This is a genomic window from Nitratireductor sp. ATLC21, from assembly GCF_057196525.1.
Window position 1 is genome coordinate 1,251,947 of sequence record NZ_JBXUOU010000001.1, and the last position, 12,895, is coordinate 1,264,841.

Annotated in this window: 12 protein-coding genes; 2 read left to right on the top strand and 10 right to left on the bottom strand. The window is 59.6% G+C overall.

The features are described from left to right. Positions 1-16: 16 nt before the first annotated feature. From AC2CHD_RS06150 to AC2CHD_RS06195, 10 genes are all read right to left on the bottom strand, one after another. On the bottom strand, positions 17-1,561 hold the full coding sequence (locus AC2CHD_RS06150) for an aldehyde dehydrogenase family protein (protein WP_484552943.1): 1,545 nt from the start codon (positions 1,559-1,561) through the stop codon (positions 17-19). Beyond that, positions 1,554-2,441 (bottom strand): NAD(P)-dependent oxidoreductase, encoded by an 888-nt coding sequence (locus AC2CHD_RS06155; protein ID WP_484552944.1) that lies wholly within the window; start codon positions 2,439-2,441, stop codon positions 1,554-1,556. The genes AC2CHD_RS06150 and AC2CHD_RS06155 overlap by 8 nt, the downstream gene beginning before the upstream one ends. Positions 2,442-2,547: 106 nt before the next feature. Further along, complete coding sequence (locus tag AC2CHD_RS06160) at positions 2,548-3,456, bottom strand: LysR family transcriptional regulator (RefSeq protein ID WP_484552945.1); 909 nt, start codon at positions 3,454-3,456, stop codon at positions 2,548-2,550. After that, a complete protein-coding gene (locus AC2CHD_RS06165) occupies positions 3,456-4,595 on the bottom strand; it encodes an amidohydrolase (protein WP_484552946.1) in 1,140 nt (379 codons plus the stop codon). Before AC2CHD_RS06165 ends, AC2CHD_RS06160 begins: the two co-directional genes overlap by 1 nt. A 180-nt stretch (positions 4,596-4,775) precedes the next feature. Then, positions 4,776-5,414, bottom strand: coding sequence for a 2-dehydro-3-deoxy-6-phosphogalactonate aldolase (locus AC2CHD_RS06170; RefSeq protein ID WP_484552947.1), 639 nt, complete (start codon positions 5,412-5,414; stop codon positions 4,776-4,778). 2 nt (positions 5,415-5,416) lie between these two features. After that, positions 5,417-6,337 carry a 2-dehydro-3-deoxygalactonokinase gene (locus AC2CHD_RS06175; protein ID WP_484552948.1) on the bottom strand — a complete coding sequence of 307 codons (921 nt, stop codon included), beginning with the start codon at positions 6,335-6,337 and terminating at the stop codon, positions 5,417-5,419. Positions 6,338-6,347: 10 nt separating this feature from the next. After that, on the bottom strand, positions 6,348-7,136 hold the full coding sequence (locus AC2CHD_RS06180; protein WP_484552949.1) for an SDR family oxidoreductase: 789 nt from the start codon (positions 7,134-7,136) through the stop codon (positions 6,348-6,350). 83 nt (positions 7,137-7,219) lie between these two features. After that, positions 7,220-8,170 carry an L-arabinose ABC transporter permease AraH gene (araH, locus tag AC2CHD_RS06185; protein WP_484552950.1) on the bottom strand — a complete coding sequence of 317 codons (951 nt, stop codon included), beginning with the start codon at positions 8,168-8,170 and terminating at the stop codon, positions 7,220-7,222. An 11-nt stretch (positions 8,171-8,181) separates the two neighbouring features. Continuing rightward, positions 8,182-9,693, bottom strand: coding sequence for an L-arabinose ABC transporter ATP-binding protein AraG (gene araG, locus AC2CHD_RS06190; RefSeq protein WP_484552951.1), 1,512 nt, complete (start codon positions 9,691-9,693; stop codon positions 8,182-8,184). A 102-nt stretch (positions 9,694-9,795) separates the two neighbouring features. Next, on the bottom strand, positions 9,796-10,779 hold the full coding sequence (locus tag AC2CHD_RS06195) for an arabinose ABC transporter substrate-binding protein (RefSeq protein WP_229448540.1): 984 nt from the start codon (positions 10,777-10,779) through the stop codon (positions 9,796-9,798). A 219-nt stretch (positions 10,780-10,998) separates the two neighbouring features. Here AC2CHD_RS06195 and AC2CHD_RS06200 point away from each other — a divergent pair, with 219 nt between their 5' ends. Both AC2CHD_RS06200 and dgoD read left to right on the top strand, forming a co-directional pair. Next, a complete protein-coding gene (locus tag AC2CHD_RS06200; RefSeq protein ID WP_255663659.1) occupies positions 10,999-11,721 on the top strand; it encodes a FadR/GntR family transcriptional regulator in 723 nt (240 codons plus the stop codon). Between the two features lie 19 nt (positions 11,722-11,740). Further along, a complete protein-coding gene (dgoD, locus tag AC2CHD_RS06205) occupies positions 11,741-12,889 on the top strand; it encodes a galactonate dehydratase (protein WP_229448538.1) in 1,149 nt (382 codons plus the stop codon). The last annotated feature ends 6 nt before the right edge of the window (positions 12,890-12,895 follow it).

Genomic DNA, 12,895 nt, shown 5'->3' on the forward strand with positions numbered 1-12,895 from the left:
GGACCGCCCATGCGGTTCAGCCCGGCGCGTAACCGAAGCCGATCGTCGGATCGGCTGCGGTTTCGACCCAGACTGATTTCGTGGTCGTGTAGGCGGCAAGCGCCTCCCGGCCGGAGGAACGCCCGTAGCCCGACTGGCCAAAGCCGCCGAAAGGCGACATCACATGAATTGTCTTGTAGCTGTTGATCCAAAAAGTGCCAGCGCGAACTTTTGCTGCAACGCGGTGTGCACGGCCCACATCCCGCGTCCAGACCGCTCCCGCCAGGCCATAGGGCGTGTCGTTGGCAAGCGCCACTGCTTCTTCCTCGTCCTCAAACGAAAGAACGGAGAGCACGGGGCCAAACACCTCTTCACGCGCTATCTCCATCTCGCGGGAGACCTGATCGAGAATTGTCGGAGCATAGAAAAAACCATCGGTATCGCTCAGGGCCTCTGGCTTTCCGCCACCGCTTGCCAGATGCGCACCTTCTGAAACGGAGGCACGCACCATAGTGTCCACCTTGTTCCACTGGCGGGCGTTGTTGACCGGGCCGATCTGGGTGGACGGGTCGAGCGGCATGCCGACTGGAATTCGGGCACTGGCCTTCGCCAGTTTTTCAACCATCTGCGCGTGCACGCTGCGGTGAACCAGAAGCCTGGAACCTGCCACACAGCTTTGACCGCACGCGGCAAAGATCGCCGCCTGCGCACCGACCACGGCACGGTCGATATCTGCATCGGCAAACACGATGTTGGCGGATTTCCCGCCCAGTTCCAGGATTGACGGGATGAGACGTCGCGCCGCGGCAGATGCGATCGCCGCACCGCCCGCAGCCGAGCCGACGAACACCACCAGACCCGTCGCGGGGTGTTCGATCATCTTCTGGCCGGCCGTCGGCCCCTGCCCTGCAATCACATTGACGAGCCCCTTCGGCGCACCTGCCTTGACGCACAAGGCCGCAATGACGAGCGAGCTCAATGGAGTTAGCTCAGAAGGTTTCAGCATCACCGCATTGCCCGCACAGATCGCCGGTGCCACCTGCCAGCAGCAGGTGAAAAGCGGCGCATTCCAAGGGGTGATCTGGGTAACCACGCCGATCGGCTCGTGGCGGGTATAGTTGAGATGGCTTGACGGTACCGGGATCACGTCGCCACTGATCTTGTCACACCAGCCCGCATAATATTCGAACATCTCAGCCATGCGAGCCGGCTCGCCCGCGGCATCGCGGATGGGACGGCCGGCCGAGATCGCCTCAAGACGGGAAAGCGGTTCCGCATGAGCACGAATCTGGCGCGCGATCTCGAACATGATGCGCCCGCGTTCCGAAGCTGTCTTGCCCCACCATTCGCGCTGCGCAGCAACTGCTGCCTCGGCGGCTTTGTCCACCACGGCTGCACCGGCATCGAAGAACTCGGCAAAGGCCTTGCCGGTGGCCGGATCGGTCAAGGCCAGGGTCTCGCCATCGCCCGACATCAACCGTCCGGCGACGTGATTTTGCACCTCGGCACTGCCAAGCAGCTCGGTCAGCAGCCGCGCGACTTCTGTGCGCGTGTCGGTTGCAGGGAGTATGTCGTCAGCCATTCGTCTTCTCTTCTGTACTGGCCGCAACACGGCCAAGCAGCATAAAATCCTGATTGTCGGCGATGCCCGAGCTTTCCTCGGACCACAGTTTCGCAACCAGCTCCGAAACCGGCATGGAACAGCCGCTGTCCCGTGCCAATTCAAGCGCCAGTCTCACATCCTTGCGCATCAGACCTGCAGAAAAACCGCTGTCGAAAGTGCCGCTCAAAACCCAGTTGGGAAAATGAATCTCACTCAGCGCGCTCCGTCCCGTTGCGCTGTTGATGACGGAAAGTGCGTCCTCGGCAGGGAGACCCGCTGCCTCTGCAAGGCGCAGCCCTTCCGCTGTGGTCAGCATATGGCAGGCCACGAGCATATTGTTGACGAGCTTCGCGATATTGCCGGCTCCGCTCGGTCCGACATGGATCACCTTGGAGGCAAGTGCATCCAAAACCGGCTTCGCCTGCGCGGCCCATTGCGCATCGCCACCCAGCATCACCGAAAGGGAACCGCTTGCCGCCCCCTGCGGTCCGCCGCTGACGGGCGCATCAAGGAAACCGTGGCCGATTTCGGAGAGTTTCGCTGCCAGTTTGCGGCTCACCGCCGCTTCGGAAGTCGACGTGTCGATGATGATTTTTGGAGACTTGAAGGCACCTGCGGCCAGTCCGGCCTCAATCGTCGCATCCACATGGCTGGCAAGGGGCAATGAGAGGACAATGATGTCGCTTGCTTCTATCACCCCGGCTGGTGTCTCTTGCGCAGCAATGCCTGCGTCTTTCGCTCTTGCCATGGCCTGCGGCGAAAGATCAAAAGCTGTCACGGAAAAGCCACCGGCCAGAAGAGAGCGGGCCATGCCCATTCCCATAGCTCCAAGACCGATCACGCCAACCGACTGCGTCATGCCACCTCCCATCCACTTGGTGTTCATGACACTGCGATGACAGGGTGTTGTTGAGTAGACGCCGATTCAGGCACGTAGTGTTGCAATTTTGGCAACACTAAATGCTCTATTCGCGAAATGCCGCCATGTTTGCGGCGAGATATTCCACCGTCGTTGAAGCTGACTGCGGAAGCCGGCGGCGGGCCCGCACCATGAGGTGCGCACTGACATGCCGAAGGCTCTCCTCATCAAGTTCGACAATCGCAACCTCACCCCGCTCCGCCTGAATGGAGACCGAAAAGCGGGGAAGAAAACTCCCCCCTATGCCCGCGCCCACATATCGAATCAAAGCAGCGATGGAGGAGGTCTCCACCTGGGGCCGCAACGCAAGCCCAAGATCGCCGGCTGCACGCGCAACCAGTGCCCTGATGCCATGGCGGGCATCAAGGATGGCAAAGGGGTGATCAAGCATTTCAGCAAGCCGTACAGACCGGAGTTCAGCGAGCGGAGAATGGACCGGGACCACACCGCAGAGCGGTTGCCTTGCAAGCGCCACTGCGCGTGTTGCTTCCATGGGGACAGGATTGTAGGCGATGCCCAGATCCGCGTCCCCTTCAACCACCTGACGCTGAATTTCCTCCGTTCCGGCAATGTTGATGCGAAACCTGAGATGAGGATGGTTCGCTGCAAGCGGGGCCAGGCCATTCTGCATCAGATCTGCGGCAAACCCTTCGCCGACCGCAATACGCACCACCTGCCCACCCGAGGCCCTGAACTTGCCGAGCTGATCGAGCAGAAAGGTCTCCTCATCCTGCCGAACGAGTGCATGCTCACGCACCAGCCGCCCCGCATCCGTCAGCACGATGCCCTGCGCGCTACGCTCCACGAGACCCACACCCAGCCGCGCTTCGGCTTCCGCCAGTTTGCGGCTGATCGCCGAGGGTGCAACGTTCAGCCGCTCAGCGGCGCGACGGATCGACCCCTCACGAGCAACGACCAGAAACGCCCGCAAGAAGCGGCTGTCCAGAGCGTCCATCAGACAGAAAGAGCTTGCCGCACCAGCCGCACCCAGAACTCGGCGCCCGTCGGCAGCACTTCATCGTTGAAATCAAACCTGGGCGAATGAAGTCCGGGATTCTCGCCCTGGCGCGCGGCACCCAACCAGATATACGCCCCGGGCTTTTCGTTCAGCATGAAGGCGAAATCCTCCGATGCCATGCTCGGTCCAGCCTCTCCGGCATCGAGACCCATGCCCTCCCCCACCTGCCTGGCAAGCCCCGCCTCGGCTGCACTGTTGATTGTCGCGGGATAGCGTCGCTGATAATCGATGTTTGCCCGGCAGCCATGCGCTGCAGCAATGCCATGGACCACCTCGGCCAGCCTGGTTTCGATCTCATCCCCTGCCTCAGACTGGAACCAGCGGGTCGTTCCGCAAACGACCGCCCGGTCGGGGCAAACGTTGAATGCAGAGCCGGTGTGAATCTGCGTCACTGAAACGACGCCCGGCACGAGCGGAGACAACCGCCGCGCCGGCAATTCCTGGAGCGCGGCTGAAACGCGTGCTGCCGCAGCCACCACACCATCGCTCTGCTCCGGCATCGCACCATGCCCGCCGCGCCCTCCGATGGTGATCTCGAAAATCGCGAAGGCTGCCATCATTTCCCCGTTGCGGGCGACAAGGCGCCCGGGAGCGAGACCTGGCCAATTGTGAATCCCGAACACCTTGTCGCAAGGATACTGGTTGAAAAGTCCCTCCTCGATCATCACGCGCGCGCCGCCATCATTTTCTTCTGCCGGCTGAAAGATCAGAGTGACGTTTCCGCCGGTCACACCTTCAGCCGCCATCTGACGCGCGGCCAGAAGCAGCATCGCTGTATGCCCGTCATGCCCGCAGGCGTGCATTTTTCCAGGGTGGCTCGAAGCGTAATCCAGCCCCGTCGCTTCCTCGATGGGCAGCGCATCAATATCCGCCCGTAATCCGATCGAATGCCCTCCCTCGCCCAACCGCGCGACCACGCCGGTCTTCGCAAGCCCGGTTTGAACCTGCCAGCCCCAGCCCTCCAGGAGACCGGCGATCAGCTTCGACGTACGCTCTTCTTGAAATCCCAACTCGGGATGACGATGCAAGTCGCGACGCCACGCAATGGCCTCGTCAATGTGAGCGCTTTCGAACATTTTCCACCCTTTCCGGATTGTCTGTTGAACGCCGCCGATGCCGCGCACCCGACAGGAGGTGAAAGAGACACCCGCAATTGTCAAGAACAGGCTCCGATCACCCTTTCATCGAAAAGGCAACGCCGCCTTCACAACTGCCAAGGCGGCTATCCGGCCTCTCGCGACACTTTGGTGGAAAATTCAGCCCCTCGAAGCACGATCATAGGCCTCTACGGTTTTGCGGGCCCGCGTCCTGACTGTATCAACGGCATCACCCGGTCGATAAAGTCCCGTTCCCAGACCGAAAGCGTGCACGCCGATCTTGAAATAATCGGCCAGCGTCGCATCGGAGACACCGCCCACGGCACACACCACAGCACCCTTCGGCAAAATTGCCTTGATAGCCGCAATGCCGGACACGCCAAGCGCGGATGCCGGGAAAAACTTAAGCGCCGAAGCCCCGCATTTGTGCGCCAGAAGAGCTTCGCTGGGTGTGAAAACACCGGGCATGGAGATCATGCCGAGCGCCACACTGCGCCGGATAATCTCGGGGTCCGTATTCGGGCTCACGACCAGCCGGCCGCCGATATCATGCAACCGTTCGACATCCTCGACGGTGAGCACGGTGCCGGCGCCGACAAGCGCCCGGTCTCCTGCTATCGCAAGGGCCGTTTCGATGGACTGAAACGGTTCCGGCGAATTCAGCGGAACCTCTATGGACGTGATGCCCTCGTCGATGAGCATCTCAGTCATGGCCGCAACTTCCGAAGGACGAATGCCACGCAGGATCGCTACCAGCGCACGCCTCTCTCCCGGCCAGCTCACATCTCGTTCCGGCATGTCTATCGGCTCCAAATTCGTTTAGCTGATCTGAAAAGCCCTGCCCGCGAGGCTTCTCCCGCATCTTTCGAGACGACCTGGAAACCCTGTTTTTCCAAGGCAACCGAATACAGCGCATTGATCGGCTCTGATGCGATCAACGTAACCTTGCCCTCCTTACCGAAAAGCTCTCGCGCGGCCGAGATCTCGCCGCCGATCAAGAGACCGGAAAGGTGGGCGGCACCATCGCCACGAGTTTCCAGACCAAGCAATTGTGCAGCACGGACTCCAAAGAAGCCGGAAAGAGCAACGTGCGCCTGTCCTTCGGTGTGTTCCAGTGCGGACCGGAATGCTGGGTCATCTGACGAGACAACGGCTTTTTCCTCGACCGCGTGCTGCAGAATTCCATGTTTCGTGAGCAGCGAGAAAAGCTCTCCGGTCATGAACGTGCTGAAACGCGTGACCACACCGTTTTCAATCTCGACCCATTTGCTATGCGTGCCCGGCATGCATACCAACGCATTGCCGCTCTCGCTCACAGCACCCAGCAATTGTGTTTCCTCGCCGCGCATGACGTTCGGCGCCTGCGGGTCGTTCAGCGAAATGCCCGGCAGGATACGAACATCGTTCTTGGTACCGGCTATTTTTATTGCCTGTGTCGGCAATGCTTCGAGGCTCGCGGGAACCTCCACATAAGGGGCCTCCAGCCACCCCTGCCTTGCACCCGCCATCCCGCAGATCACGACAGGCGTTCCGGCAGGCGCTTCCACCTTTGCCAGATGGGCTCCAAGAACCGGCGCAAAGCCCGCCTTCGCGCAATGCATCATGCCCTCGTCGCTCCTGCTGGATGCGATGACGGCTCCTTCGGCATCCAGAAGCCAAAGACGAAAACTGCTCGTGCCCCAGTCAACGGCAGCGCAGAACGGACGGGAAGGGTCGGTCATGAAAGTGAACTCAGGCCGGATGCTGCAAAACGCTCAGACCACCATCAATAACGAGGCAGGCGGCATTCATGAAGGGACATTCGTCGGAAATCATGAAAACCGACGCCATGGCGATCTCGCCGGGCGTCGCGATGCGACCGCCCGGATGCAGGGCCATGGTCTCAGCCCGCGCAGCATCCGGATCGGGAAAACTGTTCCAGTAATCGACGTTTTTCTGTGTCTCCACATAGCCGGGTGCGATGGCATTCACCCGCACACCCCTGCCCGCATATTCGAGCGCCAGCGCCTTTGTCATGCCCAGAAGCGCGTGCTTGGCAACGGGATAGGGAAATGTGTGCGGAATGATTGTGAAACTATGCGTCGAGGCGATGTTTAGGATCGCGCCCCCGCCCGCTTCAATCATGCCGGGTAGAAGCGAACGGCAGCAATGCCATGCGCCCTTCAGATTGATGTCGAAACAGCGCGCCCATTCTTCATCGTCTGTCTGCAGCGGTTCATGGAACACATTGACACCGGCATTGTTGATGAGCGCGTTGGGTGTCCCGATCGTGATTCCGGCCATGGCTGCCGCCGCCTCGATGGCAGAGGCATCCGAGATATCGGCAACAGCATGGGCCAGCCGTCCCTCGGCCTTGCCGAGTTGGTCAACCGTCTGCTCGAGAAGTGCTTCATCCCTGTCCACCAGAAATAGAGAAGCCCCTTCCCGCAGGCAGGCTTGGGCAATCGCCCGCCCTATGCCCTGAGCGGCACCTGTCAGAAAAATGCGCTTGCCGCTCAACCGTCCCTGTCCAGATGTCATGCGATCTCTCCCGATGTCCAAGGCACTGCCAAACGTTCGCTAAAAGGATGGCAAATCCAGTATCTGCGACACGCCATCTTGCATCAGCGTCGCCCGATTGCGCTCGACCGCATATTATCGAGCAACACGGCAAGCAACAGGATGAACCCGCGTACCACATATTGATAGAAAGCCTGAATATTCAGAAGATTCATGACGTTTTCTGCAATGCCCATGATCATCACACCGACGATCACTCCGGTCATTGTCGCACGCCCGCCCGCCAGAGACACACCGCCAAGAACACAAGCGGAAATGACGGAGAGCTCGAGCCCCGTGGCCGCATTCGGCTGTCCGGATGTGATGCGCGAGGCAAGCAGGATGCCTGCCACCGCACAAATGAAGCCCTGCAGCGTGAAAATCCAGATTCGCATCCAGTCGACATTGACGCCCGCAAGTCTTGAGGCTTCCGGATTGCCGCCCATGGCAAGCGTGTTCTTGCCGAAAACCGTCCGGTTCAGGACAAAACCGAAAATGACGAAAAGAGCCGCCAGAACCCAGATCGGTGTCGGAACGCCTAAAAACTTGGAGAGAGCCAGCTGGTAGAACATGGGATCGTCGATACCGACAGCCCGCCCGTCCGACGAGATGAGCGCCAGCCCGCGCACGATCTGCATGGTTGCCAGCGTGGTGATCAGCGCGTTGATGCGAAATTTGGCGATGACGACGCCATTGAAAAGGCCGACCAGCGCGCCCGCAGCCAGCGCGGTCAGAATACCCAGAAAGATCGACCCGGTGGCGTTCGACGCCATCACCGCGACCATGCCGCAAAAAGCAACAATGGAGCCGACGGACAGGTCGAAATCGCGCGCCGCCAGACAGAACATCATGGTGCAGGCGATCACGCCGACGGTAACAACGGACTGCAAGAGACCGAGCATGTTGCGTTCGGTCAGGAAGTTGGGGACCGTCAGCGACACGAGCGCGAAGGCGAGAATGAAGATTACAAGCAGTCCCTGGTCGCCCAGGATGAGCTTTTTGATGGAAGTCGTCATCGTGAAGCCTCTTAACCGACCGACGCGGCGCTGGCCTCGTCCGGCAGCGCGGCGGCGAGGATGGATTGTTCGTTGAAGTCAGCCCGCCCGATCTCTGCGCTGATGCGCCCTTCGCACATCACGAGGATACGGTCGCAAATGCCCATGACTTCGGGCAATTCGCTGGAAATGACGACTATGGCCATCCCCTCCTCCGCGAGCTGATAGAGAATGTCGTAAATTTCCGATTTGGCACCGACATCGATGCCGCGCGTCGGTTCGTCGACGAGTAGAACCCGGACACCCTTTTCCGAGAGCCAGCGGCACAGGATGACCTTCTGCTGGTTTCCGCCGGACAGGTTGATGATGTCCTGCTTACGCGACGGCGTGCGCACCCTGAGCTTCTTCAGGAAGGTCTCGGCGACCTCCCCCTCCTGGCGCAGGTCCAGCACACCGAAGCGCGTCAGGTGCCTGCGCGAAGAGATAAGGATGTTCTCTTCGAGTGAACGGCCCTGGATGATGCCGTCGAACTTGCGATCCTCGGAGCACAGAACGACCCCCTTGCGGATCGCCTCCGCCGGTTGGCCTGACCCGATGTCCACGCCGCCGACACGCACCTGGCCGCCGGCGCGCGGATCGGCACCACTGATCATGCGCAACAGCTCCGAACGCCCCGCGCCAATGAGGCCGAAGAACCCGAGTATTTCCCCTTTTCGCGCCTGAAAGGAGGCTGGAACGGGCAGCTTCTCGCCATAAACCCCGTCCACCTCCAGTTCGACCGCTCCGACGGGACGCGCGCGCCACCCCCAGATATCGCTGATTTCACGCCCTACCATTTCGGAGACGATTTGCTCGCGCGTGACACCTTCGATTGTCTCGTGATGGGCAGCAAGTCTGCCGTCGCGCAGAACCGTGAGGCTGTCACAGAGGCGGAAGACTTCGTCCAACCGATGGGAAATGTAGAGAATGACGCGGCCATCCTCCCTCAGCCTGTCGATCAGGGTGAAAAGAATTTCGCTCTCACGAGAGGATAGCGAGGAAGTCGGCTCATCCAGCGCGATGACACGCGCATCCAGCATGACGGCTTTGGCGATTTCGACCATCTGGCGTTCGCCGATGGAAAGCTCTGCAACCTTGCGCGTCGGATCGACCGAGATTCCGGCAAGCTCGAGCTTGCGCCGGACATCCTCATACATGGCACTGAAACCGATGACGCCGCCGGTTGCAGGAAACCGTCCAAGGCAGAGGTTCTCAGCGACTGTTAGCCCAGGCACAAGCTGCAATTCCTGATGGATGACAACGACGCCAGCATCGAAGGCATCGCGGGTCGACTGGTAATTCTGCGTCTCACCGTCTATGCGCACAGTGCCTTCATCGGCCGCTGCGTCGCCAGAAAGAATGCGGATCAGCGTGGATTTCCCTGCTCCGTTCTCGCCCATCAGCCCGTGAACCGCGCCTTTGCGAACTCCGAAAGAAACGTCGGAAAGCGCTTTAACGCCGGGATAACTCTTCGAGATGCCGGAGAATTCGAGATAGGAAGACATGAAGCCGGCTTCCTCCAAAGCGTAGCCAGTGTCGAACCCCGCCCGACAGGCGGGAGGAAAGCAGCCGGCATGAATACAAGCCGGCTGCATGGAAACCGTCGGCTATTCGATGCCGAGTTCCTTGCGGACATCCTGGTAGTTGTCGCGCAGCGCCAAAGCGCCGGACGTCAGGATCAGCTTCTCAGGCTCCTTGCCGTCGACAATCCACTCATACATGTTGAGTGCAGTTTCATAGCCATGGCGCTTCGGCGAGATGATCACCGTTCCGAAGAAGCCCGTTGGCTCTGGCTTCTTGAATTCGTTGATCGCCGAATCTGCACCGCCAATGCCTACACCGATCATGCCATCGGCGCCGATTCCCACGCCTTCCGCAGCGCGTACTGCGCCGAGGACAGCCTCATCGTTGAGGCCGAAAGCAACCCAATGCTTGATGTCAGCATTCTTGTTCAGAACCACGGTGGCTGCATTGAGAGCGGCCTCGGTGTCTGTACGTGCCTGCGGCGCATCGAAGATGTTGGCTTCCGGAAAGCCAGCCTCTTTAAGCTTCGCAATCGCCCCTTCGACCCGATCGACTGCAGTCGGAAGCTGATCGTAGGAAACACGGATCGCCCCGACCTTGCTCATATCCCAACCGCGATTCTTGATCTCGGCAACGATGGCTTCACCGGCCGTCTCGCCGATCTTCACGGCCGAAATACCCATGTGAGGCACATCGGCGAGAGGCTCGCCATCGGAACCGACCAGCCTGTCATCGACGGTCATCAGCTTCAGACCATTGGCGGCGGCCTTTGCGACAATACCCGGTCCGAGCTTCACGTCGGGCGTACAGATGATAAAGCCCTGGACACCCTGAACACCGAGATTATCGATGGCAGACATGACTTTCTCGCCATCTTCCGCACCGATTTTGACCAGCGTGAAGCCTTTTTCAGAAGCCGCGATATCAGCAAACTTCCATTCATCCTGAAACCACGGCTCTTCCGGCTGTTTAACCAGAAAACCGATCTTCACTTCGTCGGCCAAAGCCGACCCGGCCAGAAGCGTGCCGGCAATCGCAGCCATTGCTGCGGTTTTCAAAAAACGCATGAGAACCTCCCTGTTGCTCTGCGACGCCCTCCTGAGAGCGGATGAAAATTACGTCCAATTATCATATTAGTCAATTGCATTTGTATGATAAATAATGCTATTGATTTGACAACGCACAAAAGACGGCCATGACTGCCGACAAGAACCCCTCTCGCGGCTTTCCCAGAAAGCCGACGGGAAAGAGAATGTGGAGGCAACAGGACAGTGACCGTTTCAACCATGGAAGCTCCGGCGGGTAAGCTGATCCGCCCACGGGTCCGCCTGTCAGTGGCGCAGTCCCTTGCCCAGGACATATTTTCGGGAAAGTTCGCGGAGGGCTCCAACCTGCCCCGTGAGAACGATCTTTGCGAAGAATACGGCGTCAGTCGCACGGTCATCCGGGAAGCATTGAAAATCCTTCAGGCCAAGGGTCTGGTTGTAAGCCGCCCTCGCATCGGGACCATCGTTTGTCCGCAGGACGAATGGAACATTCTTGACAACCAGGTCCTTGAATGGATTGGCCCCAATCTCGACAGGATGGGGTTGGTCGACTGCATTTTGGAGGCGCGCGGCGCGATTGAGCCGATGGCGGCAGAACTGGCCGCGCGGCGGGCCACGATGCAGGAAATCGCCGATATCGAAGCGGCGTGGCAGGCGATGGCGAAGGCCGGCAACGATGTCGAAGCCTTTATCGCCGCCGACACCGTCTTTCATGAGCTCCTTCTGAAAGCCAGCCACAACCGCATTTTCCAGCAGTTTGGCGCTCTCATGGACCCGGCTTTGAACTTCATGCTGTCGACCTCGGCGCACTCGGCCGAGAATCTCGAAGAATCGATCGGGCAACATGGGGCACTGGTCGAGGCGCTGCGATTGCGCGACAGCGAAGGTGCACGCAAGCTCGCCCTCGCCCTCATTGCCAAGGCCAAGCATGATGTGAGCGCCGCCCGGTCTGTTAAACCATAACCAAAAAAGACACGTTTTCATGAAGATCACCAAGCTCACCACGTTCCTTGTTCCGCCGCGTTGGCTCTTTCTCAAGATCGAAACTGACGAAGGGATTTCCGGCTGGGGCGAACCCGTTCTGGAAGGTCACGCTGCAACGCTCGCAGCCAAGATCGAAGAGTTCTCCGATTTTCTGATTGGCGCCGATCCCATGCGGATCGAAGACATCTGGCACATGCTCTATCGCAATGGATGCTATCGTGGTGGGCCGGTGCTGATGAGCGCCTTGTCAGGCATCGACATGGCGCTCTGGGACATCAAGGGGCAATATTACAACGCTCCCGTCCACGACCTCCTGGGCGGTGCCGTTCGCGACAAGATCCGCAGCTATTGCTGGATCGGCGGTGACCGTCCTTCGGATCTCGTTTCCGGCGCGAAAGACCTGATGAAGCGTGGATTCAGCGCCTGCAAATTCAACGCCTGCGCGGAAATGCAGATCATCGACAGCTACAAGAAGCTCGATGGCGTGGTCCAGCAATTGTCGGATCTGCGTTCTGCTGTCGGGACCGAGATGGACCTCGCTTTCGATTTCCACGGCCGGGTTCACGCACCAATGTCGAAGCAATTGCTGAAGGAAATCGAGCATCTCAGGCCGATATTCATCGAAGACGCGGTCGATTCCGCTCATATCGGCACGCTGGCCGATCTCTCCCGACAAACCTCGATCCCTCTGTGCATCGGGGAGCGGCTGCATTCGCGCTTCGATTTCAAGCCGGTGTTCGAACAAAGGGCAGCAAGCGTAATCAATCCCGACACTGCGCATGTCGGCGGCATCTCCGAAATGCTGCGCATTGCACACTGGGCCGAAGCCTATGATGTCGCCCTTGCACCGCATTGCCCGCTGGGACCGATCGCGCTGGCCGCCTGCCTGCAGGTGGATGCCGTCTGTCACAACGCCTTCATCCAGGAACAGAGTCTCGGAATTCATTACAACGCCACGCAGGACATGGCCGACTATCTCGAGCCGGGTCATGGTTTTGAACTGGAGGATGGCTTTCTGAAAATCCCCAGGGGACCCGGCCTCGGCATTCGGGTGAACGAGGAGTTTGTGCGAAAGCAGGCGGAGATCGGGCATCGCTGGCGCGCACCTGTGTGGCGTCACGAGGACGGATCAATCGCCGAATGGTGACCGGTC

Coding starts and splice junctions, on each gene's coding strand:
- AC2CHD_RS06150 (WP_484552943.1), bottom strand. CDS start 1,561: ATGGCTGACGACATACTCCCTGCAACCGACACGCGCACAGAAGTCGCG.
- AC2CHD_RS06155 (WP_484552944.1), bottom strand. CDS start 2,441: ATGACGCAGTCGGTTGGCGTGATCGGTCTTGGAGCTATGGGAATGGGC.
- AC2CHD_RS06160 (WP_484552945.1), bottom strand. CDS start 3,456: ATGGACGCTCTGGACAGCCGCTTCTTGCGGGCGTTTCTGGTCGTTGCT.
- AC2CHD_RS06165 (WP_484552946.1), bottom strand. CDS start 4,595: ATGTTCGAAAGCGCTCACATTGACGAGGCCATTGCGTGGCGTCGCGAC.
- AC2CHD_RS06170 (WP_484552947.1), bottom strand. CDS start 5,414: ATGCCGGAACGAGATGTGAGCTGGCCGGGAGAGAGGCGTGCGCTGGTA.
- AC2CHD_RS06175 (WP_484552948.1), bottom strand. CDS start 6,337: ATGACCGACCCTTCCCGTCCGTTCTGCGCTGCCGTTGACTGGGGCACG.
- AC2CHD_RS06180 (WP_484552949.1), bottom strand. CDS start 7,136: ATGACATCTGGACAGGGACGGTTGAGCGGCAAGCGCATTTTTCTGACA.
- araH (WP_484552950.1), bottom strand. CDS start 8,170: ATGACGACTTCCATCAAAAAGCTCATCCTGGGCGACCAGGGACTGCTT.
- araG (WP_484552951.1), bottom strand. CDS start 9,693: ATGTCTTCCTATCTCGAATTCTCCGGCATCTCGAAGAGTTATCCCGGC.
- AC2CHD_RS06195 (WP_229448540.1), bottom strand. CDS start 10,779: ATGCGTTTTTTGAAAACCGCAGCAATGGCTGCGATTGCCGGCACGCTT.
- AC2CHD_RS06200 (WP_255663659.1), top strand. CDS start 10,999: ATGGAAGCTCCGGCGGGTAAGCTGATCCGCCCACGGGTCCGCCTGTCA.
- dgoD (WP_229448538.1), top strand. CDS start 11,741: ATGAAGATCACCAAGCTCACCACGTTCCTTGTTCCGCCGCGTTGGCTC.